Origin of the sequence: Paenibacillus sp. GCM10027626, assembly GCF_042676285.1 — a bacterium.
GTDB lineage: Bacteria > Bacillota > Bacilli > Paenibacillales > Paenibacillaceae > Paenibacillus_Z.
The window spans coordinates 181,444-202,675 of record NZ_JBHTHC010000001.1; the positions used below are offsets into that span (position 1 = coordinate 181,444).

22 protein-coding genes are annotated in these 21,232 nt (G+C 52.1%); 16 read left to right on the top strand and 6 right to left on the bottom strand.

The features are described from left to right. Nucleotides 1-37 precede the first annotated feature (37 nt). The 6 genes from xylF (at nucleotide 38) to ACFQ0N_RS00790 (ending at nucleotide 6,058) form a co-directional block, all read left to right on the top strand. Complete coding sequence (xylF, locus tag ACFQ0N_RS00765; RefSeq protein WP_379322435.1) at nucleotides 38-1,114, top strand: D-xylose ABC transporter substrate-binding protein; 1,077 nt, start codon at nucleotides 38-40, stop codon at nucleotides 1,112-1,114. 13 nt (nucleotides 1,115-1,127) lie between these two features. Beyond that, nucleotides 1,128-2,657 (top strand): xylose ABC transporter ATP-binding protein, encoded by a 1,530-nt coding sequence (locus ACFQ0N_RS00770; protein WP_379322436.1) that lies wholly within the window; start codon nucleotides 1,128-1,130, stop codon nucleotides 2,655-2,657. A 1-nt stretch (nucleotide 2,658) separates the two neighbouring features. Beyond that, complete coding sequence (locus ACFQ0N_RS00775; RefSeq protein ID WP_379322437.1) at nucleotides 2,659-3,843, top strand: sugar ABC transporter permease; 1,185 nt, start codon at nucleotides 2,659-2,661, stop codon at nucleotides 3,841-3,843. Between the two features lie 26 nt (nucleotides 3,844-3,869). Then, the gene (locus ACFQ0N_RS00780; protein ID WP_379322438.1) at nucleotides 3,870-5,228 is read left to right on the top strand and encodes a M24 family metallopeptidase; all 1,359 of its coding nucleotides are present in this window, start codon (nucleotides 3,870-3,872) and stop codon (nucleotides 5,226-5,228) included. Between the two features lie 78 nt (nucleotides 5,229-5,306). Beyond that, a complete protein-coding gene (crcB, locus tag ACFQ0N_RS00785; protein WP_379322439.1) occupies nucleotides 5,307-5,708 on the top strand; it encodes a fluoride efflux transporter CrcB in 402 nt (133 codons plus the stop codon). Further along, nucleotides 5,705-6,058: a fluoride efflux transporter FluC gene (locus ACFQ0N_RS00790; protein ID WP_379322440.1), complete on the top strand. Its 354-nt coding sequence runs from the start codon at nucleotides 5,705-5,707 to the stop codon at nucleotides 6,056-6,058. The genes crcB and ACFQ0N_RS00790 overlap by 4 nt, the downstream gene beginning before the upstream one ends. Here the strand turns inward: ACFQ0N_RS00790 and ACFQ0N_RS00795 are convergent. Continuing rightward, nucleotides 6,026-7,468, bottom strand: coding sequence for a sensor histidine kinase (locus ACFQ0N_RS00795; protein ID WP_379322441.1), 1,443 nt, complete (start codon nucleotides 7,466-7,468; stop codon nucleotides 6,026-6,028). The genes ACFQ0N_RS00790 and ACFQ0N_RS00795 overlap by 33 nt on opposite strands. Before the next feature lie 2 nt (nucleotides 7,469-7,470). Next, a complete protein-coding gene (locus ACFQ0N_RS00800; RefSeq protein ID WP_379322973.1) occupies nucleotides 7,471-8,181 on the bottom strand; it encodes a response regulator transcription factor in 711 nt (236 codons plus the stop codon). A 170-nt stretch (nucleotides 8,182-8,351) separates the two neighbouring features. On the opposite strand from ACFQ0N_RS00800, the gene ACFQ0N_RS00805 reads away from it, so the two are divergent. From ACFQ0N_RS00805 to ACFQ0N_RS00825, 5 genes are all read left to right on the top strand, one after another. Then, nucleotides 8,352-9,275, top strand: coding sequence for an ABC transporter ATP-binding protein (locus ACFQ0N_RS00805; protein ID WP_379322442.1), 924 nt, complete (start codon nucleotides 8,352-8,354; stop codon nucleotides 9,273-9,275). Next, nucleotides 9,275-10,024, top strand: coding sequence for an ABC transporter permease (locus tag ACFQ0N_RS00810; RefSeq protein WP_379322443.1), 750 nt, complete (start codon nucleotides 9,275-9,277; stop codon nucleotides 10,022-10,024). The genes ACFQ0N_RS00805 and ACFQ0N_RS00810 overlap by 1 nt, the downstream gene beginning before the upstream one ends. Before the next feature lie 18 nt (nucleotides 10,025-10,042). Beyond that, the gene (locus tag ACFQ0N_RS00815; protein ID WP_379322444.1) at nucleotides 10,043-10,774 is read left to right on the top strand and encodes an ABC transporter permease; all 732 of its coding nucleotides are present in this window, start codon (nucleotides 10,043-10,045) and stop codon (nucleotides 10,772-10,774) included. A 27-nt stretch (nucleotides 10,775-10,801) separates the two neighbouring features. Next, entirely contained in the window at nucleotides 10,802-11,152 is a 351-nt protein-coding gene (locus ACFQ0N_RS00820) for a YxeA family protein (protein ID WP_379322445.1), read from the top strand. A gap of 102 nt (nucleotides 11,153-11,254) precedes the next feature. After that, a complete protein-coding gene (locus ACFQ0N_RS00825) occupies nucleotides 11,255-11,731 on the top strand; it encodes an NUDIX domain-containing protein (RefSeq protein ID WP_379322446.1) in 477 nt (158 codons plus the stop codon). 99 nt (nucleotides 11,732-11,830) lie between these two features. On the opposite strand, the gene ACFQ0N_RS00830 is transcribed toward ACFQ0N_RS00825, so the two are convergent. After that, nucleotides 11,831-12,607, bottom strand: a complete 777-nt coding sequence (locus ACFQ0N_RS00830) for a hypothetical protein (RefSeq protein WP_379322447.1) — start codon at nucleotides 12,605-12,607, stop codon at nucleotides 11,831-11,833. A 148-nt stretch (nucleotides 12,608-12,755) separates the two neighbouring features. On the opposite strand from ACFQ0N_RS00830, the gene ACFQ0N_RS00835 reads away from it, so the two are divergent. Together ACFQ0N_RS00835 and ACFQ0N_RS00840 are read left to right on the top strand one after the other, a co-directional pair. Next, complete coding sequence (locus ACFQ0N_RS00835; protein ID WP_379322448.1) at nucleotides 12,756-13,265, top strand: GNAT family N-acetyltransferase; 510 nt, start codon at nucleotides 12,756-12,758, stop codon at nucleotides 13,263-13,265. A gap of 104 nt (nucleotides 13,266-13,369) precedes the next feature. After that, complete coding sequence (locus ACFQ0N_RS00840) at nucleotides 13,370-14,104, top strand: phytanoyl-CoA dioxygenase family protein (RefSeq protein WP_379322449.1); 735 nt, start codon at nucleotides 13,370-13,372, stop codon at nucleotides 14,102-14,104. A gap of 29 nt (nucleotides 14,105-14,133) precedes the next feature. Here ACFQ0N_RS00840 and ACFQ0N_RS00845 read toward each other — a convergent pair whose 3' ends face one another. Genes ACFQ0N_RS00845 through ACFQ0N_RS00855 form a run of 3 tightly spaced genes read right to left on the bottom strand, consistent with a single transcriptional unit; the run spans nucleotide 14,134 to nucleotide 15,853 of the window. Continuing rightward, the gene (locus tag ACFQ0N_RS00845) at nucleotides 14,134-14,982 is read right to left on the bottom strand and encodes a helix-turn-helix transcriptional regulator (RefSeq protein WP_379322450.1); all 849 of its coding nucleotides are present in this window, start codon (nucleotides 14,980-14,982) and stop codon (nucleotides 14,134-14,136) included. Continuing rightward, nucleotides 14,966-15,202 carry a helix-turn-helix domain-containing protein gene (locus ACFQ0N_RS00850; RefSeq protein WP_379322451.1) on the bottom strand — a complete coding sequence of 79 codons (237 nt, stop codon included), beginning with the start codon at nucleotides 15,200-15,202 and terminating at the stop codon, nucleotides 14,966-14,968. The genes ACFQ0N_RS00845 and ACFQ0N_RS00850 overlap by 17 nt, the downstream gene beginning before the upstream one ends. Nucleotides 15,203-15,217: 15 nt before the next feature. After that, nucleotides 15,218-15,853: a DUF2975 domain-containing protein gene (locus ACFQ0N_RS00855; protein WP_379322452.1), complete on the bottom strand. Its 636-nt coding sequence runs from the start codon at nucleotides 15,851-15,853 to the stop codon at nucleotides 15,218-15,220. Between the two features lie 181 nt (nucleotides 15,854-16,034). Between ACFQ0N_RS00855 and ACFQ0N_RS00860 the strand changes: the two genes are divergently transcribed. The 3 genes from ACFQ0N_RS00860 to ACFQ0N_RS00870 all read left to right on the top strand — a co-directional run bounded on the left by ACFQ0N_RS00860 (nucleotide 16,035) and on the right by ACFQ0N_RS00870 (nucleotide 21,194). Next, complete coding sequence (locus ACFQ0N_RS00860; RefSeq protein WP_379322453.1) at nucleotides 16,035-17,525, top strand: MDR family MFS transporter; 1,491 nt, start codon at nucleotides 16,035-16,037, stop codon at nucleotides 17,523-17,525. 110 nt (nucleotides 17,526-17,635) lie between these two features. Continuing rightward, the gene (locus tag ACFQ0N_RS00865) at nucleotides 17,636-19,375 is read left to right on the top strand and encodes an ABC transporter ATP-binding protein (RefSeq protein WP_379322454.1); all 1,740 of its coding nucleotides are present in this window, start codon (nucleotides 17,636-17,638) and stop codon (nucleotides 19,373-19,375) included. Then, entirely contained in the window at nucleotides 19,356-21,194 is a 1,839-nt protein-coding gene (locus ACFQ0N_RS00870) for an ABC transporter ATP-binding protein (protein ID WP_379322455.1), read from the top strand. The genes ACFQ0N_RS00865 and ACFQ0N_RS00870 overlap by 20 nt, the downstream gene beginning before the upstream one ends. The last annotated feature ends 38 nt before the right edge of the window (nucleotides 21,195-21,232 follow it).

Below are 21,232 nucleotides of genomic sequence, written 5' to 3' on the forward strand. Positions count from 1 at the left end.
CCAAAACTACACGATGTTTGAGGGAAGGGGGATTTATATGAAAGCATTTAATCTTTTAGCTGCAGCGTTAGTGCTCCTGCTGGCAGTGACAGCGTGCACGACAGGCGAACAGAGCGGCAACGGAGCGGCCAGCAAGACATCTAAGCAAACTGGAAAGAGTGAGGGTGGCGCCGACAAGAAACTGAAAATCGGCTTTTCGATGGATACGCTGCAGGAGGAGCGCTGGCAACGCGATCGCGATTATTTTGTGGAAAAGGCGGAAGAGCTTGGGGCAGAGGTGCTTGTACAGTCGGCTAACAGCGATGATGCCAAACAAATTGCCCAAGCGGAAAACCTGATTAGCCAGGGAGTCGACGTGCTGGTTGTCATCCCTCACAATTCTGAAGCGGCTGCCGCAATTGTTGAGAAGGCACATGCAGCTGACGTAAAAGTAGTGGCGTACGATCGCGTCATCAAAAATTCGGATGTCGATCTGTACATTTCCTTCGACAGCATCATGATCGGGGAGATGCAGGCGAAGGCGATTGTCGAGCGAGTGCCGAAAGGCAAATATGTGCTTATCGAAGGCGCGGATACCGATTATAGCGCTCATTTGTACAAAGAAGGACAAATGAATATTTTGCAGCCGCTCGTAGACAAGGGAGATATTCAAATTGTTTTTGATCAGTGGACGAAGGACTGGAGCCCGGCGGTGGCCATGGCCAACATGGAAAATGCGCTGACCGCGAACAAAAATGCGATTGATGCGGTTATTGCCACCAATGACGGTACGGCTGGCGGCGCCATTCAGGCGCTGACAGCGCAAAATCTCGCCGGCAAAATTCCGGTGTCCGGTCAGGATGCCGAGCTGGCTGCTTGTCAACGTATTGTAGAAGGCACCCAGACGATGACGATCTATACGCCGATCAAAAACTTGGCGTCCACAGCTGCCGAATTAGCCATCAAATTAGCAAAAGATGAGAAAATCGAGACAAATTCGACGACGAATAACGGGAAAATCGACGTGCCGACGCTGTTGCTTGAGCCGATATCGGTTGACAAGGACAACATCGATGCCACCGTAATTGCCGATGAGTTCCACTCCAAAGCCGATGTTTACAAAAATGTAAAGTAAGGAGGCTTTTCTGATGGCTGAAGCGCTGGAGATGCGGCAAATCACGAAGCAGTTTCCCGGAGTGAAGGCGCTCGATGAAGTAACGTTTAAGGTTGAGAAAGGGGAAATTCACGCGCTCTGCGGCGAGAACGGCGCCGGCAAATCGACGTTGATGAAGGTGTTGAGCGGTCTTTATCCTGCAGGAACCTATGAGGGAGAAATTCGAATTAACGGCCAACTGAAGCAGTTTCAGCATATTAAAGATGCGGAGCAGGCAGGAATCGCCATCATCTATCAGGAACTGGCGCTCGTGAAAGAAATGACCGTGGCTGAAAATCTGTTTCTCGGCAATGAGCCGGTCAAATATGGAATGGTCGAGTGGGATCGCGTCTATAAGGAGAGTGAGCGCTGGCTGGCTGAAGTGGGGCTAAAGGGCGTTAGTCCGGACACGATTACCGGCTCGCTCGGTGTCGGGCAGCAGCAGCTTGTGGAAATCGCGAAGGCGTTATCCAAAAAGGCCAGCATTCTCATTCTGGATGAGCCGACTGCAGCTTTGACGGAGACAGAAGTAGATATTTTACTGGCGATTTTGCAAGATTTTCGGCAGCGTGGCGTCAGCTGCATCTACATTTCGCATAAATTGAACGAAGTGTTCGAGATCGCCGATACGATTACCATTTTGCGCGATGGCTGCACGGTTGCTACCGAGCGCGCTGCCGCTCTGAATGAGGATCGGGTCATTTCTTTAATGGTCGGACGGGAGCTGAAGGAACGTTTTCCTCGCATCGAACCGCAGCTTGGCGATATCGTGCTGCAGGTGCGCAATTTTTCGGTGCTCGATCCGGATCGCCCGGGCAAAAAGCAGGTGGATAACGTATCTTTTCATGTGCGGCGAGGGGAGATATTAGGAATTGCCGGTCTAATGGGCGCTGGCCGCACTGAGCTGGTGATGGGATTGTTTGGCGCTTATGGCTCCGGGGCAACCGGAGAGGTGGAAATCGAGGGCCGCCCGGTGCGCATTCGCAGCACCGGGCAAGCGACAGAAGCGGGCCTTGCGCTCGTCTCCGAGGACCGTAAAAAGTACGGGCTCGTTCTGGGCATGAGCATTCAGCAAAATATTGCTTTATCAAGTTTGAAGGCGCTCTCAAGCTGGGGGATCGTCGATACGAATCAAGAGGTGCGTTCAGTGCAGTCTTATTTTCAGTCATTGCGCGTGAAGGCCAACTCGATCGAGACGACAGTCGGCACTTTAAGCGGGGGCAACCAGCAAAAGGTGGTCATTGGCAAATGGCTGATGACAAGACCTAAAGTGCTTATTCTGGATGAGCCGACACGCGGCATCGATGTCGGAGCGAAATTTGAAATTTACAACATTATGAATGAGCTGATTCGCGAAGGAGTGGCCATCATTATGATTTCCTCTGAGCTGCCGGAAGTGCTTGGGATGAGTCATCGCATCTTGGTGCTGAGTGAAGGGAAATGCACCGCAGAGTTTGCGCATGCAGAAGCGACGCAAGAACGGATTATGACCGCGGCTACAGGCGGGGGAGGAGGTAAGCTGTAAAATGAATACAAAAATAGCTGGCGTGGAGCAGCGCGAGGTCAAGGCTGACAGACGCCTGCAATGGCTCAAGCTCGATATGCGAGCCTATACGATGATTGGTGCGCTTGTGCTGATCTGGCTGCTGTTCACCATATTGAACGATTCTTTTTTGACGCCGCGAAATTTATCGAATTTATTTTTGCAAATGTCGGTCACCTCTGTACTTGCCATAGGAATGGTGCTCGTCATCGTCGCCGGACATATCGATTTGTCGGTCGGCTCGATTGTCGGCTTGACCGGCGGCGTCAGCGCGATCCTCAATGTGTGGTATGACTGGAACACCATTCCCGTAATTATTATCGTAGTCGCATTAGGGGCTGTCATCGGCTTGTTTCAAGGGTGGATGGTCGCTTACCGGGCGGTGCCGGCCTTCATTGTAACGTTAGGCGGGATGCTGATTTACCGGGGAATTTTGCTCGGCATTAGCGGCAGCCAGACGGTAGCCGGCCTGTCGCCTGACTTTAAGGCGATCGGCACAGCTTATGTCACGCCTGCGCTCGGAATGACGCTCGGTGCAGTCGCCGTCCTGCTGGCCATTGCCGGGATGATCCGCAAGCGCGCGTCGCGAATGCGGTATGGCTTTCAAGTGGAGCCTGTATCGGTCAACATCATCAAAGCAATCGGCTACACCGTGTTCATTCTGGGCTTTGTTCTGTTAATGAACCAATACTTGGGCATCCCGGTGCCATTTGTGTTTGTTATTTGTATCGCGCTGCTCTTTACATTCATTGCCAAAAGCACCGTATTTGGCCGGCATATTTATGCTATTGGCGGCAATGCCGAGGCGGCAAGGCTGTCAGGTATTCCGATCAAAAGAAGATTGCTGCTGGTGTTTATATTGTGCAACACGTTAGCGGCTATCGCCGGTCTTATTCTGACGGCGAGACTGAATGCGGCTACGATGAATGCCGGCAATACGTATGAGCTCGACGCCATAGCCGCTTGTGTTATCGGCGGCACGAGCTTGATGGGCGGCACGGGAACGATCGCCGGAGCTATTATTGGCGCACTTGTCATGGCCAGTCTGGATAACGGCATGAGCATTATGAATTTGGATACGTATTGGCAATTCATTGTGAAGGGCGCGATTCTTGTATTCGCTGTCTGGATGGATTACTACAGCAGACAAAAGAAAAAACTGGCCTAATATGCCAGCAGACGGGAGAGGTACCGATGATGTTCAGAATGACAGAGTGGAAAAGGGAAGCGGAAATTATTGCCGGGGTGCTGCAGGATGCGCCGCAATTCGACAAGCAATTTCGGATCAGCAAGGAAGAGTTTCAAGCGCGCAGACAGAAGGTGGCCAATGCGCTGGAGGCGGCCGGTCTGAGTTGTGCAGTCGTTTATTCCGATGAGCATTACAATGGCGATGTTCCTTACTTGGGCGGCAATACGAATATTTCCATTGAACCGGTTGCCGGCGTCATCGGCAAAAACGGCTTCTTTATTCTTGCCGGACTTGAGGGCGGATACATCGCCGAGCAGCTTGCGGATCGTTCTGGCTGCGAAGTGCACAAGGTTGAAATGCTCAAGCTGGCGGATGAGGATTATCCGATTGATGCGGTGCGGGTAGAGGATGTCATTGAAAAAGCTGCCGGCGGAAAGCCGGAACGGATCGGCCTGCTTACTCCGCGTGAAGTGCTGCCTGTCAGCATGTTTGAATTTTTGCGCGAGTATGCTGGCGGCGAAGAACGTATCGTTGATGCCCAGGAGCTTTATTACAAGATCAAATATGAGAAGTCCGACGCCGAGATGAAGCTTATTAAGGAAGCGAGCCAATTGGCGAGCGTCATGCTGGAAGGGATGCTGTCAGTGCTGCGGCCGGGAATGTACGAAACGCAGGTTGCGCAGTGGGGCTACGCAATAGCCTATGAGCTGGGCGTAGAAGAAATGGGCTTCGACATTATGGTCACATCGGGCGTTGCCAACCGGACCTTGATCGGCAAAGCGCTGAATCGCCAAATCCGGGAGGGAGATATTGTCCATATCGGGGTTGCGCCGAAGAGGGACGGCTTGACGGCCTGTGAGCGGGCATCGGTTGTCTGTGTTAAAAATCCGCGCGATATTACACCGGATCAGCGGTTTTGGATCGATTTTGTCGAAGAAGCGTTCAAAGTCGGATTGGATGCCTACAAGCATGTGGCGCTCAACAAATTGCCTGCAAAGCTGCAGGAACAGGCGCTGGTCGACTACTTTACCAGCCGGGAGGAAGAAGTGGCCAGGCGAATCGGCCGCCCGGTCAACTTGGCCAAGCAAAAGCCATACACCGGCACGCATAATGCAGGCTATACGGAATGTCAGGAGTTTTATGGCGCCATAACGTTGAACTCGCACGAGCCGCTGGGCGAACAAATCGTGACCATGCTTGATGTAGCGGTGCGCGGGGTAGGCAATCAATGGAACGATATTGTCATTCCGGGCTTGGATTATGTCGTTGTGGAGAAAACATTAGGCAAGTACGGCGATCGTGTAGAAATTTTGAATCAGCTGCCGATTAATGTGCAGCATTTTGTGGGCCGAAATTTTAATTAAGTGAAAAAATGTTTGAAGTTGACGCCTGCTGCCCTTTTTGGTACCATGAATTCATTTCGGGGCAGGAGGTGCACAGCTGTGAAAAATATAATGATTGTCGGCTTGTTCGGTATGCTCGGCGCCAGCTTGCGCTACTTGATCGGCATTGGCATGCGGGACTGGCTTGCGGCACCGTTTCCATGGGGGACGCTGCTCATTAATTTGGCCGGCTGTCTGCTGCTCAGTCTGTTTTCTGCCTATTTAGCGGATCGGCTTAGGCTGGCGGAAGGCTGGCGGTTAGGCATTGGAACCGGCTTGATCGGCTCGTTTACGACTTTTTCTACGTTTAGTGTGGAGACAATCGGACTGATGAGAGACGGCATGCCTGGTTTAGCGCTGCTTTATACGCTGATGAGCATGATTGGCGGATTGTTGTTTGCCTGGCTCGGATTTAGCGCAGCCGACAGGCTGAACCGGACGGGAAAGGCGGCACGGCTATGATGGTTTCACTAATGCTAGTGGCGCTTGGCGGATTTTGCGGTGCGGCCGCCCGCTACGGGATCGTCTTGTGGGTCAAAAAACAAATGGCTGCTGCAAGCGCCTATGTCATTATGGTCATAAATTTGTCCGGGTCATTTGCTCTTGGGATGCTGGCGGCACTGGGAAGCGGCGGTTCGGCTTACTTGCTGCTCGGCGTCGGATTTATGGGAGCATATACGACGTTTTCGACCTTTAATGTAGAAAACATTCAGCTGCTGCGCCAAAAAAAATGGCTGCCGCTGGGCATCAATTTGTTCGGCAGCTACATATTAGGGATATTACTGGCTTACACGGGCTACATCATCATCTGAATTGATCCGGATATTCGGTATTTCTCTGGCGCGAGGCAGGATCATCTCGGCACTAAAGCCGCTGCCTGCATCGCTGGTCAAAATCAGCCTGCCTTGATGCGCCTTGGCAATTCTGGCGACCATCGGCAAGCCCAGCCCGTGACCGTGGGCAAGCTTCCGTTTTCTTGTAGAGGCATAGGGAAGCTCCAATAAATCCGGCAGCTCTTCGGCGGCAATGCCTTTCCCGTTATCTGCCACAATAAGACGGCACTCGTCATCGTCCAGTGCAGGCGTCACCTGCAGCATAATATGGCAGCCTTGCTCATTATGGGCCATACTGTTGTTGATGAGATTGGCGATGGCCCGCAGCAGCAGCTTCTCATCGGCGTGTACGAAGAGCTGTTCGTCCTGAATATCCAATGTTAAAGTAAACGGTTCTTCAAGCCCGTTGTTCAAAAAGTCGGATGCCGATTGCCTGGCTAATGCCGACAGGCGCAGCGGTTTGCGCTGCAAAGGCTGCATTTCATATTCGAGCATGGAGACGAGATTGAGATCCTGGACAAGGGAACGCAGCTTTTCGCCTTGTGTTCGGATAATTGCTGCTTTTCGCTGCTGCTCCGGCGCAAGGGACACTGTTTCCTCCAGTTCGCTGGCATAGCCCATCATGATCGATAACGGGGTGCGAATATCGTGGGAAATGCCGGCGATCCAGTTGGAGCGGGCTTCGTCTCTTGCCTTCAGTGAATTGTTTTTATGCTGGAGCAGATGTGACGTATGATTAATGCTACTGGCCAGATCGCTTAATACGCCTTTGGGCTCGACATTGACCTGACGCTCCTCAGCTAAAGCGTGGATGCCGGCAGCAAGCGGCGTAACGGATTTGCTAAGCCGTGCGCCGATCCAAAGCGACAGCAGCAGCGCGAGCATAAGATTGCCGATCAATAGGGCTATGGAGCGAAACGGCAAGTCTTGCAGCCAACTGACCGTGAAAATGAGCGGATATTTGGCGAGACTGTCCGGCGGGTAGCCCATGACGAAGAGTCCTGCCTGATGTTCCCAGATGAACACCGGATAATGCTGCAAATAATGGCGTGAAAACTGCGCCACCTCAACCAGCGTATAGGAGCGGTTCAGCGCTGCAGGCAGCGCCTCGTTCCACACGACTTGTCCCTGCTCATTGAGCAGCATGGCCCAGGCGCCGTTGTCGGTCAGCAATTGCCCGGCTGCTGGCGACAGTTGATAGCTGTTGCTGTTCGCGTTATATTGCAGCCCTGCCGCAACCTGCTTGATCACTTTGACAGGCGGCTCTCCGCTGTCCATCCCCTTGAACACAAAGATGCCCAGCACGACGATGTTCACCAGCAGCAGCAAAATGGAAATCATGAGGGATGCGCCGACAAAACGGCGGATAACGCGAACCGTTCCTTTCAATGCTACGATTCCTCCTTCGCCAGCTTGTAACCCAATCCGCGGACGGTAAGCAGCGAAACAGGCGAAGAAGGCGTTGCCTCGATTTTTTCCCTGATGCGGCGAATATGCACCATTAATGTATTTTCATAGCCATAATAGTCATCTCCCCATACCGCCTGGCACAGAGCATCGCTCGTCACAATTTTCCCCCTGTTTTCATAGAGCTTGAGCAGTAGCGCATGCTCTTTCGCCGTAAAAGGCTGTTCTCCCCGTTCGCTGCGCACGACCGCTCCTTCAAGATCAACGGTACATTGTCCAAGGGAGAAGATCGGCTGCTTCTCCATCACAGGGACGGCATACACCCGGCGCAAAATCATAAGCAGACGCAGGGCCAGCTCCCGGGGCAAAAACGGCTTCACCATATAGTCATCAGCCCCCAAACCAAGCCCCAGCAGCCGATCCTCATCTTCTCCTCTGGCAGAAAGGAAGAGCACCGGCATATTAGAGTGCCGGCGTACCGCTGTCAACAATTCAAACCCGTCGCCATCCGGCAGCATAATGTCAAAGATCGCGATATCAGGCTTATCAGAGAGACAAACAGCCATTGCTTCTTTGCAGCTTGCGGCATGAAAAATGCGCGAGAAGCCTTCCTTGCGCAAATAGCTGTCGATCATATTGCGGATTTCCGGTTCATCGTCTACGATTAACAGTTTGCGAAACTTCATATCCTCCACCATGATAACTCCCTCCTTCATCCATTATACCAATTTAACTGCCGTTATTTCAGTCTGTCTTTGCCCAGCTGCCCATATTTAAGGTTAGCGTAAGGCAGCCTTCAGGGGGCTGTAGGGTAACGGTGAGAAACTGAAGGCGGATGCAAACAAACAAAGATAGGAGCGAGCGGATGAACACAATTGTAGCTACCCGAGATTTATGCAAACGATATGATGGCGAATATCGGGTTAACCATGTCAATCTCACCGTTTACGAAGGTGAAGTATACGGCTTCCTCGGGCCGAATGGAGCGGGGAAATCGACTACGCTGAAAATGCTGCTCGGACTGGCGAAACCGACATCGGGACAGATTGCCATATTCGGCAAAGCGTTAAACAGCAATCGCCGAAAAATTTTGCAGGAGACCGGTTCACTGATCGAATCGCCTTCTTATTACGGACATCTGACAGGTCTGGAAAATATGCGCATCATGCAGCAGCTACGCAACGTACCGGATAAAAATGTAATGGAGGCGCTGCAGATTGTCCGTCTGGACAAGCATAAGGATAAAAAGGTCGGGCAATATTCGCTTGGCATGAAGCAGCGGCTCGGAATTGCTATGGCGCTGATCGCATTTCCGCGACTGCTTATTCTCGATGAGCCGACGAACGGTCTCGATCCGGCCGGTATCGGCGAAATTCGCGAGCTGATCCGGTCGCTGCCGCAGCGTTACGGCATTACGGTGCTGATCTCCAGCCATCTGTTGTCCGAAATCGAGCAAATCGCCACCTCGGTCGGTATTATAGGCAATGGCAAGCTGTTGTTCCAGGGCAGCATGGAGGAGCTGCGCAGCAAGAAGCAATCCGCGATTTCGATTCGCACGATGAATGATGCAGCAGCGGCGCGGCTGTTGTTTGACAGCGGCATCGTGCCGCTGGCCGGCATAATCGGCAAGCAGCCGGCCATGCATTTCAATGGCATGACAGACAGCGAGGCGGCCCGGGCCAACCGTTTGCTCGTGCAGGCAGGCATCGATGTCGTTCGCATTGAGGAGCATAAGCAAAGCCTGGAGAGCATCTTTCTTGAACTGACGGGAAAGGAGAAAAGCCTCTGATGAAATGGATCGGGCTCGAATTTTACAAGCTGCGGAGAAAGCGTATTATTCCGATGATCCTCCTGTTTCTCGCGGTGGAACTGGCATGGGCATTCATTTCCGTGACGATGTCGCTTTCCCGCAATCCGGACAGTGCAGGCTGGGAGATCGTACTAGTGACCGTCTCTTCGATGAATGGTCTTTTCCTCCCGATTATTGCCGCAGTCGTTGCCTCGCGGGTGTGCGATATGGAGCACAAAGGGGATACATGGAAAATGCTGCTGGCGGCATCCGTCAAACGCGGCCATATCTATGGGGCGAAATATGGATGTGCCTGCTTGCTCATGCTGCTGGCCATAGTCGTGCAAACGGCTGGAATCGCCAGCTTTGGCCTTGTGAACGGCTTTGAACAAGTGCTGCCGGCTATGCTGCTGCTAAGGTTTGTCGCCGGCACGCTGCTGACGTCGATGGTCGTGCTGGCTTTGCAGCAATGGCTTGCATTAGCGGTCAAAAATCAAGCCTTCGGTCTGTGTCTCGGGATGATCGGCGGGTTTATCGGCATGACGGCCGATATGTTTCCGCTATTTGTACGCCGTATCTTTATTTGGACTTACTATACCGGTCTTAGTCCGGTAGCATACAGCTACGAGCAGGAGACGATGCATATTATCGGCCGGCAGATAGATGGCCAATTGCTCATCATCGTAATAGCGGCAGGGCTGGTATGCTATGCAGCGGGGATGCTTCATGTTTCCCGGCAGGATGTATAAGGTGAAGGAGGGTCTCTTATGCTAACGAGATGTATACGCGCCGAATGGCTGAAGCTGCGCCGTACCCGCATGTGGCTTATATTGTTCATACTACCGCTCATTGGCGTCATGATCGGTTCCGTCAACTACTATTTCAACCAGCAAGCATTGCAAAATGGCTGGTACAGTCTATGGACCCAGGTCTGTCTGTTCTACGGCGAATTTTTCTTGCCGGTATTAATTGCGATATGCTGCGCGTTTGTATGCCGGCTGGAGCATGTGAATAAAAATTGGAACGCGGTCATGACGGCGCCGCTGCCTGTATCCTTTGTATTTATCGCCAAGCTTGTCGTCGTGACGCTGCTGCTGTTAGTTGTGCATTTGTTTTTTACAGCGCTCTATGCCGGAGCGGGCCTGCTGTTCGGTCTATCGTTCCCGCTGCCTGGGGAAATCGCCGGCTGGGTCGCCAGAGGGTGGCTGGCATCGATAACGATTGCTGCGATTCAGTTATGGCTGTCGCTGCGTATTCGCAGCTTTGCTGTACCCATTGGCATCAGCATTTGTGCCGTGTTTGTCGGATTGGGCATGTATGTCGCCAAGGCAGGCATGTTTTTTCCGTATTCGCTGCTGACGATCGGAATGGGCGCATTAAGCCAGGAACCGCTGAGCGCCTCGGAAAGCGGCCTGTTCGTCGTAATGAACGTTATATTTTTATTTATCGTTTCCGTTGCAGCTATTCGCAAACTGAAATCAACGGACGTTATCGCATAAATGATTTTATTGAAGGAGGTTACTTTTATGAAAAAAATACTCGCAATTACCGCAGTTATTGGGACAGTTGCTATAGCAGCAGCTATCTATTTCTACAACCCGGACCAGCTAAGGCCGGATCATCCGGCAGGAAAGACGGTATACTACACCCGGATTAGTCAGACAGAAGCAAAGCAGGATCAAAACAACCGTTACGAGTATAAAGTAACGGCCTACAGCGAGCAGGGGAAAGAGAAGACGTTATCTTTCACAACAGGCATAAAGCTGAATCAAGGCGCGATTATTATGCTGTATGACGCACCGCTGCGCGGCGTTACCTATTGGCAGGAAGTGAAGCGAAGCGAGGTGCCGGTGCAAGTCGGCCTGGAGGAGAAATAAATTGACAGGTTGTCAGTCAATTAAGCCTTGGGTTGACGACAACGCCCCTCGTTAATGTTATATTGAGTCAGAGATCAATAACGAAGGGAGTAGAAGGAGAAGATGGAAAGCAATGGACGACCGATTCGCAATTCGGCCAAAGCAGTCATTATTCACGATCATAAAGTGCTATTGACGAAAAATGAGGATCGGGACGGATATTTTTATTTGTTTCCGGGCGGCGGTCAGGAAAAGGGGGAAGAGCTGAAGGATGCTGTAGTCCGTGAATGTATGGAAGAAGTCGGCTGCAAGGTAATCGTAAAGGATTTGCTGTTTGTGCGGGAATACATTGCCAAAAATCATCAGTTTGCCAAGTGGGATGGCGACCTTCATCAGGTCGAGTTTTACTTTGAGTGCGAGCTCGACGGGGAAGAGATTGAAGCAAGCGAGTGGCGAAGCAGCAATCCCGATGAGGATCAGGTGGGGGTTGAATGGATTGAGCTGCGGCAGCTTGATCAAATTCGGCTCTATCCAGCCGGGCTGGTCAAGGCGCTTATGAACGGCGACTATTCGAGACGCTATGTGGGAGATACGAATTGAAAATGAACCGGGCTGTCCTGTTTGTTTAACTGGGGCAGCTTTTTTTTGTCGGTATGAAACCGCCGGCACCAGAAGTGCCAGCGGTCATTATAAAATTATTCAGTTTTGCTCTTGCTTTTGAATTTTTGCCGGATTGTTGATTTTGTACGGTACCGGATGACGGGTCAGCTTTTTGGCGACGATTTTGCAGTCAAATACGAGCACATCGCCTTCCTGCAGTTCAAGCTTTTTCAAGGTGGCGCTAAAGCTGGACCACGCATCGCCAACTTCCAGCGGCTCGGGCTCAAGTATGGAGACGGCTTCGTATACGACGACTTCATCATCCTGATCGGCAAAATGATTCGGCACAGTCGTGAACTCCTTGACCGTTGCTGTCATTTTCACTTTGCCTTCCGGCAATTGCAGCTTCGGAATTCGCGCTTTTTTGGGCGCTGCAGCCGGCTTGGGCTCAGGAGCAGCGGCAGCGGACGGAGCGATAATAGCCGTAGCGGATGGAGCGTCATTAGCTGCGGGTTTGGGCGCTACTGCAGGCACTTCAGCAGCCGGGCTTGCCGGAGCATCGTTGTCAATCTGGTCTTCAGCAGCAGCTTGGAAGCTGGTTTGTTTTTGTCCATAGGCCGATGCCTGCATTTCTTTCAAATAAGAAGGATGAATGCAATGCTCGCGTCCATCCTCAAGCGTGATCACGGCTGTTATCGGGTCGGCGATGCCGATTATTGTGCAGGGCGTGTTCATGCCGCTTCCTTTGTAGTAAAATGTTTTGGCACGGACAGCTTTCTCGGAAAGCAATCCCCACTGTTTGCATTGCTCGATCATATCTGTTTCATTCTCAAAGGCAGTATAGGTGGTAGGCTGAATGAGAAATGGTTCGCGCATATAAATGTTCCGCCTTTCATCATTGTGAGTTGAATTCAGCGTACATCCGCTGTGGGTTTGATGAAGTCAACCCGTCTATTACTCTTTATTTTATCATTTTTATTGCAAGCTTGCTGTTGTTATTTATTCATTGAAAGGATTGACAGAAATGACAATTGAAATTCGCAGACTGGGCCACGACGCCGTGGAAGCTGTGTGCTCTTTTATCGAGGATGTAGCCTCAAGGCTGCCGGACCGGGTCTTGTATGCGGGCGACGATGCCAATTATTTGCATGCTTTGATCAGCCACCGGGGCGAAATGTATGGCGCTTTTATGAATGAACGGCTGGTGGCCTACTCTGCGATCATTTTTCCCGGCATTGGCGAAAATAATTTGGGCGCTTCGTTCGGTGTGCCGCAGCATGAGCTGCTGCGTGTAGCATCGCTTGATGGCACTGTTGTGCATGAATCGGCGCGCGGAAATGGCCTGCAGCGGAAATTCCATGAGCATAGAGAGCAGGTTGCACGCCAATACGGCTGCTTGCATTTATACTCTACCGTTCATCCGGAAAATAAAGCGAGCTTGCGCAATTTGGAGGCTTGCGGCTTCACCTATCAATTTTCGCGAACGATGTACGGCGGGCTGCCAAGAGATTGCTACGCCAAGAAATTACAATAGTCCCGCGAACAAAAGTGCAACTTTTTCTTCTTCTCCAGGAAGCGGGCGTGTTCTCTTCACTCTATACTACAAGTAGATTGGCAGCTATAAGGAGGAAGAGGAAGATGACGATGGCAAGGACGATGTCGCAATTTAAGTTATCGGAAAAAGATGTGGAAACCTTCTATACAGAAGGCTATATTTATGCGCCGAAATTTATCGACAGGCAAACGGTCGATGCGCTTAACCGCGAGCACGAAGCGTTCGCAAACCGGCAGGATGCCAAAACGAAGGCTGGCGAATGGAAATCAAGCGGCTTTACCCACTTTGACGAGCATGCCGGGCAATTTCCTGAGACGGTGAAGATGATGCAGCATCCGGAAATTGTCGAGACGCTGGAAGGGATTTTAAGCGATGGCGTCCGGCTGTGGCTCGGGATGTATGCCGTAGTGCCGCCGTACGGCAAAGGGCTGGAGTGGCATCAGGACAATCAATATACACATGTGCTCGGCCATATGCTGAATGTGTTCATTGCACTGGATGAGATTACACAGGAAAATGCCGGCCTGTGGATCGCGCCCGGATCTCATCTGCTGGGCCGCCAGCCGGATTTGAATGCTGCAGGCTCGGAGCATCGCCGCGCCGCGGAGCCGGCAAATGGCATTCCGTGCCAGCCGATGCAGCCTGGTGATGCGGTTATTTTTCATCGCGAGACGCTGCACCATAGCAAGGAAAACCGGACAGACCAGCCGCGCCGCGCCTTTGCCTTCCAGGCAGCCGCTTATTCCTGTCGTTACGCATCGACAGGCAAGCTGCTGTCGGATCGGGAGCTGCTTGCACCGCGCAAAGCGGGAGCGTGACATCAGCCTTATAATCGCCCCTGCTGCTTTTAGCGCTGGGCTGCCCCCCGGTACTCTCGGGGAGAAACGCCCTTGTTTTGTTTAAATACGCGGTTGAAGTAGCTGATAGAGTTGAAGCCGCATTCGAAGGCAAGCTCGGTGATCGGCTGCTGGCTGAACTTGAGCAGGTGAGCGGCATGCTGCAGGCGGAGATACGTAATAAAATCGTTGGGCGACAGCCCGGTAATCGCCTGAAAGGTTTGATAAAACTTCGTTTTGCCGACTCCAGACAAGCTAATCAACAACGAACCGTCTACTGACTCGGCATAATGGCGCAGCAGATGCTCGATGACGCGAATGATGCCGTCTTCGAGCTCGCTGTCAGCGGGATCGGCTTGAGCGCGGCTCTCCAGATAACAGCGGTAAATCGCTGCCAGCACCTGGACGAGCATCGCATGCTGTACTGCTTGCCAGCCTGGTATGCGATTGTTCTCTTCCTGCAGCCCGAGGCGGGCTGCCTGATGGATTTCCCGCGCATAGGAGCTGCTGCCCGCGATGAGCGGCTGAAATAAATCCATTGCATAAAAAGGGGCAAGCAGCTTATAGCCTCCGGGAATAGCGCGAACAAAGGAAGGAGAGAACAAAATCATCGTCCAGCCGACAGGGCGGTCCGGATTTTTCATCAGCGTCCAGTGCGGCTCAAAGGGACGAAAGATGAATACATCGCCCGGTTTGCCTAAGTAATCGCGGCTGGCCAGCCGGTAGATCGCCTCGTTTTCCAGCAGGACACTAATCTCCAGAGCATCATGCGTATGCATTTCATGTTCGCGAAAAACCGCAATCTTTTCCTCGAACACAACCTCTCTATCCATATGAATGTTCTCATGTCTGTGCATCATCGCTCGGCGCCACCCCATCGGAAACATATTCAAGTATATCGCCCGGCTGACAATCAAGAATATGACAGATCGCCTCCAAGGTCGAGAAGCGGATCGCTTTCACTTTGCCTGTTTTTAAATTGGACAGATTGACATTGGAGATGCCGACTCGATCGGCAAGGTCGTTCAGTCGCATTTTTTTGTCGGCCAACACGCGGTCGAGACGGATAATGATCGGCATTGGATGGCCTCCCGGTTAAATAGTAGTATCGTGCTCTTCTTGCAAAAGGACGCCGTGCCGGAACACTTCGGCGATGACGAGGACGAGCATTCCGGTCAATATCCCGATTAGTGAAATGCCCCCGAGATTAATTGAGAAAATATGATTGACGAGCAGCCAGCACAGGATGTTCAAGATCAGCTTGGAAAATACAGCGTGCAAAATAAGGACAATGCCAAGCCTTTTCAACCGCAGCACGTTAACGGATTGAAAGGGCGTTTCGCCATTCCTGATCGATCCTATTATATGGCGAATTTGCCAGATCGAATAGAGGTAAGTGGCAAATCCGGTTATGATTACGGTTAATTGCGATACGACATAGGCAGCCTTCGGACTGAACATGGATGGATTAATTGGCTGAAAAAGAGTAAAGGGCACAAGCACCGACGTTTTCATTGTATCAGATAAGTGAACGGTAAAAGCCCAATGGGCAATGCCTTTTTCCGCAGAGAAGGCGGATTCAGGCTTCAGACTAATCCATAAATCGCGAATAAAAAATGCTATAAATACAATTGCGCCTCCCCAGAACAGAACTTGCAGCAAACGGTACAGGCCGTGAAAGGTTTTGCGGCCGGGGGAAGCTGCCGGCGGTTGTGCTGTGCGACTCTTCATAAACAAAACTCCTTTTTGCGTTGTTGCTCATGAGTTTAGCATCGTTTTATTCGAAAATCAATATAAAATTAATGATAAACGATAAATAATATTCGATAAGTCAGTACATATTCGGTTCATATTTCCGTTATATAATAGTGCAATGTGACGAAGACAGAGAAAACGAGAGGAGATTTCACGGATGCAGAAGCCTGCTTTGACTGGCGGCGATTCGTCAGAGGAAACATTTTCGCTGAAAAAAATTATACCGCCAATGATGGCGATTATTGCCGGTATGATCATGGTTATTCTTGACGGAACGGTCGTCAATGTTGCGGTACCTGAGCTTGTGAAGTATTTTGAGACGAGCTTGCAGACGATTCAATGGACGATTACAGGCTACACACTGGCACTGTCCGCGGTAATTCCGCTTGCTGGATGGATGACAGATAAATTCGGAGCCAAACGGATTTTTGTACTCACAATCGTGTTGTTCACGCTCGGTTCGGTACTATGTTCGCTTGCGCAAACCCCGGAGCAGCTCGTGCTGTACCGTATCATTCAAGGTCTTGGCGGCGGTATGGTCGCGCCGATCGGGATGGCGATGGTGTTCAAGCTGGCACCGCCTGAGCGCCGCGGCAGCATTATGGGCATGCTTGGCATTCCGATGCTGCTCGCACCGGCACTCGGCCCGGTATTGTCAGGTTATCTTGTGCAATATGCGACCTGGCACTGGATTTTTCTCATTAATGTCCCGGTTGGTCTCGTAGCGGTATGGCTGGGGCTGAAGTTTTTGCCAGGCGGATCAGGACAGGAAGCGGTGCGTCTCGATTTGTGGGGGATGATCCTTGCGCCGATTGCCTTTGCGATGCTTGTGTATGGCGTAAGTGAAGGAAGTGAGAGCTGGACCTCAGCCTCGACTATAACCGGTTTGGCGGTTGGCGGTGCAGCGCTTATTGTCTTTATTATCGTTGAGCTGCGGCAGAAGTATCCGCTGCTGGAGCTGCGCGTATTCGGTTCAACGGATTTTACCCGCGGCATTTTGCTGTTGTGGGTCACGCAAATCGCCTTGTTCGGAGCGATGCTGCTCATTCCGCTTTATTTGCAAAATATTCGCGGTCTTACTCCACTCGAAACTGGATTGCTGCTGCTTCCGCAAGCACTCGCATCCGGTGTGGCGATGCCGATTGGCGGCAAACTGTTCGATAAATTCGGCGCCAAGCCGCTGGCGATGGCCGGCCTAACGGTCATTACTGCAGCGCTGTATATGCTTTCCGGCATTACCTCCGATACGGCCAACGGTCAAATTATACTTTGCCTGATCATGATGGGCATGGGCATGGGGCTGTCCATGATGCCGCTCAACACGCATGTGCTTAATTCGGCGCCGCGGCAATTGGTAAGCCGGGTAACGCCGCTTACAGCGGCTGCGCAGCAAATTGTCGTGTCGTTTGCGATTGCCGGCTTGACGGGTTATTTGACCTCCCGTATGACTGTCCATGCTGCCGACCCGGAACAGGCGGGCAATCCGCTGCAGGTTGCTGTCCTTTCTTACGGGGATACGTTTTTAGTCGCCTCATGTATTGCAGTTGCCGGATTGCTGCTGACATTTTTGCTGCGCAAACCGGCAGCAAAGCCGCAAGCCGGTCCCGAACAGGATGCGGCAGAATCCAGTATGATGATGGGCCACTGATTGGCCTGAATTAAAGTCCGCCTTGGCGGGCTTTTTTTTCGTCTTGTTGGTATAATGGGGAAATAGCTGTTCACAAAATAATTGCTTTTCAGCAGAAAGGAGGAAGCTTGTTGGCCATTGTGTTCGCCTATTTGAAAAAGTATCGCATCGCGGCGGTTGCCGCGCTGTTTATGATGCTTGTTGAGCTCGCAGTGGAGCTGACCCAGCCGATGATGATCTCCAAAATTATCGATGACGGCATAGGCGAGGAGAATCTGCAGGTCGTCTGGCTGTGGGGCGGCGTGCTTACTGGAAGCGCTGTAGTGGCCTTTGTATGCGGGATCGCCAGCTCCTTTTTTGCCTCACATGCAAGTCAGGGCTTCGGTTACGATCTGCGGGAGAAGCTGTATGCACGCGTGCAATCGTTTACTTATCCGGTCTTCAACCGCTTTGCCGCCTCCTCGCTCATTACGAGGCTGACGGGAGATGTAACCCAGGTGCAAGATATGGTGTTTATGAGCTTGCGCTTTGCGACGCGCGTCCCGCTCGTTGTGACGGGCAGCATCATTATGGCGTTGGTCGTTCATTTTAAGCTCGGTCTGCTGCTTACGTTGACAGTTCCGCTGCTGCTCGTGTTCGTCATCATGGTGATGAAGCAGTCGGCGAAGCTGTTCAAAAGTGTGCAGCTGCAGCTTGATCGGGTCAATGGCGTCATTCAGGAAAATTTAACCGGGATCCGTCTCATTCGCGTATTTGTACGGATGGGGCACGAAATTGAGCGGTTTTCGCGCTCGGCAGCCGGGCTGATGCAAGGGACGATCTCGGCGTTGCGTCTTACCGAGACGACGATGCCGTTCATCATGCTGATCATTAATGCCGGCATTATTGCCGTCCTCTGGTTTGGCCGAATCGATATCGCTTCCGGCGATGCAACAGTCGGGCAGACCGTAGCCGTCGTAAATTACTCGCTCCGCACAGTAGGGGCTTTATCCGCTTTCTCCTGGATTGTCGCGACCTTATCAAGGGCGCGCGCTTCAGCTGCACGGATACAGGATGTCATGGAGACCGAGGGCAGTGATCTGATCAAGCAGCCGTCAGCCAAAGCAGCCGTTGCGGTAAAAGGGACAGTGGAGTTTCAAAATGTCAGCTTCAGCTATCCAGGCGGCGACAGCAAGGCGCTCGAGCGCATATCGTTCCGGGTGGCAGCGGGTCAGCGCGTGGCGATTATGGGGGCGACCGGAGCAGGGAAATCGTCGCTCGTGCAGCTAATCACCCGGCTCTATGTCGAGGATGAGGGAGCAATGAAGGTCGACGGCATCGATGCGGATAAATGGGATATTGGGCGGCTGCGGGAGTCAATCGGCTATGTGCCGCAGGAGGTGCTGCTCTTTACCGGATCAGTGCGGGATAATATTGCCTGGGGGATGGAGAATGCCAGCATGGAGCAAATCGTCACCGCGGCGAAGCAAGCGCAAATCCACGAGACGATTGAACGTTTGCCGGATGGTTACAATACGATGCTCGGTCAGCGCGGGGTTAACCTGTCTGGGGGACAGAAGCAGCGGTTATCAATTGCGCGCGCACTTGTCAGGCGGCCGGCGATTCTTATTTTGGATGATAGCACAAGCGCCTTAGATGTAAGGACAGAAGCGGCGCTGCTCGCGGAGCTCGATGGGCTTTCCTGCACGACCATTATGATTACGCAGAAAATCAGCTCTACCGTATCCTCCGACCTCATCCTGCTGTTGGATGAAGGGCAATTGATCGCGCAGGGCAGTCATGCTGCTCTGATGAAGGAGTCCGCATTGTACCGGAAAATTTATCAGTCGCAGTATGGAGAGGAGGCCATGCATGCTCAAAGCACTTCTTGAACCTTTTCAGCATCCAGCTCCCAAGCTGCCAGAAGCAGGCAAGCAGCAGACAGAGCGGAAAAAGAAAGCAAGAGCCAAAAACGTTAACGTCACAATGAAACGAATGTGGAGCTATCTGGCAGTCTATAAAAAAAGACTCATCGCCGTCCTGTTGATGGTCATGGTCAGCTCCGGGCTGGCGCTGCTCGGCCCCTATCTGGTCGGTGTTGCGATTGACGACTATTTGGAAGGGGAAGGCGGCCGGGCATGGGGCCAATTTTTGCTCGGTTTGTCGATGACTTATATTTTTTTCTCACTTACATCCTGGCTACAAAATATTTGGATGATCGGCATTGCCCAGAAAACGGTGTACCGCATGCGCACGGATTTGTTCACTCATTTGCATCGTTTGCCGATTCCATTCTTCGGCAAGAGACAGCAGGGCGAAATAATGAGCCGGCTAACGAATGACATTGAAAATGTAAGCGCAACGCTGAACAGCTCGGCGATTCAAATCTTTTCGAGCGTACTCACCTTGATCGGCACCTTGACCGTGATGCTGTGGCTCAGCCCGCTGCTGACGCTGCTTACTTTTCTGATTGTGCCGTTAATGGCTGGCGGGATGCGCTGGATTACGCGCCGCACGGGGCCGCTTTTCAAGGAGCGGCAGCGCAATTTGGGCGATTTGAACGGCTATATCGAGGAGACGTTGTCCGGTCAGCGCGTCATTAAAGCTTTTTCGCAGGAGGAGCGCGTCATGCGCGACTTTACAGCCCGCAATGAACAGATTAGACAGTCGGGCTTCTGGGCACAGACGATCTCCGGCTTCATTCCGAAGCTGATGAACAGCCTGAACAACCTTAGCTTCGCCATTGTTGCCGGCGTCGGCGGCGTTTTGGCGATTACAGGCTCGGGCACGGTCACAGTCGGTGTGATTATCATTTTCGTCGAATATTCGCGGCAATTTACCCGCCCGTTGAATGACCTGGCCAACCAATGGAACACCTTGCTATCGGCCATCGCCGGCGCGGAGCGCGTGTTCGAGGTGCTGGATGAAGAGATTGAAGTGAGGGACGAACGGCGAGCGAAGAAGCTGTCCTCGATTGCCGGCGCGGTTCGCTTCGACCGGGTTTCCTTTTCCTATGAAGAGGGTGGCGATACGCTGGAGGATATTAGCTTTGAGGCGAAACCGGGAGAGATGATCGCCCTTGTCGGACCAACAGGAGCCGGCAAAACGACCTTAATTCAGCTCATCTCCCGCTTCTATAATCCGAACAGCGGCGAAATACTGATCGACGGTCATCCGATTTCTCAGATTCAGCGAGAAAGCTTGCGCTCGCAGATGGCCTTTGTGCTGCAGGATTCCTTCTTATTCGAGGGCACGATCCGCGAAAATATCCGTTACGGCCGCTTGGATGCCACGGACGAGGAAATTGAGGAGGCGGCCAGATTGGCCAATGCCCATTCGTTTATCGCCAGATTCAAAGAAGGCTATGACAAAAAGCTGCTTGCAGGCGGCAGCGGCATCAGTCAAGGACAAAAGCAGCTGCTGGCGATCGCGCGGGCGATTCTCGCCAATCCTTCCATTCTGGTTCTGGATGAGGCGACCAGCAGTATCGATACGGTGACGGAGATCAAAATTCAAGAGGGGCTGCAGCGGCTGATGCAGGGCCGAACGAGCTTTGTTATTGCGCATCGTCTGAATACGATTCGTCAGGCCGACAAAATTTTAGTGTTGAAGGAAGGACGTTTACTTGAGCAAGGCTCGCATGAAGAGCTGCTGGCGCGGGGCGGGTTTTACAGCAATTTGTATAACCGACAACTGAAAAAATCAGGTTAAAAATGAGCGAACCTCCTAAAGAAAGGCTTTATTGCCCT

What these genes read in the sequence shown, in the direction of transcription:
- ACFQ0N_RS00770 (WP_379322436.1), top strand. Translation starts at nt 1,128, where the DNA reads ATGGCTGAAGCGCTGGAGATGCGGCAAATCACGAAGCAGTTTCCCGGA.
- ACFQ0N_RS00815 (WP_379322444.1), top strand. Translation starts at nt 10,043, where the DNA reads ATGCTAACGAGATGTATACGCGCCGAATGGCTGAAGCTGCGCCGTACC.
- ACFQ0N_RS00870 (WP_379322455.1), top strand. Translation starts at nt 19,356, where the DNA reads ATGCTCAAAGCACTTCTTGAACCTTTTCAGCATCCAGCTCCCAAGCTG.
- ACFQ0N_RS00855 (WP_379322452.1), bottom strand. Translation starts at nt 15,853, where the DNA reads ATGAAGAGTCGCACAGCACAACCGCCGGCAGCTTCCCCCGGCCGCAAA.
- ACFQ0N_RS00830 (WP_379322447.1), bottom strand. Translation starts at nt 12,607, where the DNA reads ATGCGCGAACCATTTCTCATTCAGCCTACCACCTATACTGCCTTTGAG.
- ACFQ0N_RS00850 (WP_379322451.1), bottom strand. Translation starts at nt 15,202, where the DNA reads ATGCCGATCATTATCCGTCTCGACCGCGTGTTGGCCGACAAAAAAATG.
- ACFQ0N_RS00790 (WP_379322440.1), top strand. Translation starts at nt 5,705, where the DNA reads ATGATGGTTTCACTAATGCTAGTGGCGCTTGGCGGATTTTGCGGTGCG.
- ACFQ0N_RS00810 (WP_379322443.1), top strand. Translation starts at nt 9,275, where the DNA reads ATGAAATGGATCGGGCTCGAATTTTACAAGCTGCGGAGAAAGCGTATT.
- ACFQ0N_RS00840 (WP_379322449.1), top strand. Translation starts at nt 13,370, where the DNA reads ATGACGATGGCAAGGACGATGTCGCAATTTAAGTTATCGGAAAAAGAT.
- ACFQ0N_RS00805 (WP_379322442.1), top strand. Translation starts at nt 8,352, where the DNA reads ATGAACACAATTGTAGCTACCCGAGATTTATGCAAACGATATGATGGC.
- ACFQ0N_RS00860 (WP_379322453.1), top strand. Translation starts at nt 16,035, where the DNA reads ATGCAGAAGCCTGCTTTGACTGGCGGCGATTCGTCAGAGGAAACATTT.
- xylF (WP_379322435.1), top strand. Translation starts at nt 38, where the DNA reads ATGAAAGCATTTAATCTTTTAGCTGCAGCGTTAGTGCTCCTGCTGGCA.
- ACFQ0N_RS00820 (WP_379322445.1), top strand. Translation starts at nt 10,802, where the DNA reads ATGAAAAAAATACTCGCAATTACCGCAGTTATTGGGACAGTTGCTATA.
- ACFQ0N_RS00835 (WP_379322448.1), top strand. Translation starts at nt 12,756, where the DNA reads ATGACAATTGAAATTCGCAGACTGGGCCACGACGCCGTGGAAGCTGTG.
- ACFQ0N_RS00845 (WP_379322450.1), bottom strand. Translation starts at nt 14,982, where the DNA reads ATGATGCACAGACATGAGAACATTCATATGGATAGAGAGGTTGTGTTC.
- ACFQ0N_RS00775 (WP_379322437.1), top strand. Translation starts at nt 2,659, where the DNA reads ATGAATACAAAAATAGCTGGCGTGGAGCAGCGCGAGGTCAAGGCTGAC.
- ACFQ0N_RS00825 (WP_379322446.1), top strand. Translation starts at nt 11,255, where the DNA reads ATGGAAAGCAATGGACGACCGATTCGCAATTCGGCCAAAGCAGTCATT.
- ACFQ0N_RS00780 (WP_379322438.1), top strand. Translation starts at nt 3,870, where the DNA reads ATGATGTTCAGAATGACAGAGTGGAAAAGGGAAGCGGAAATTATTGCC.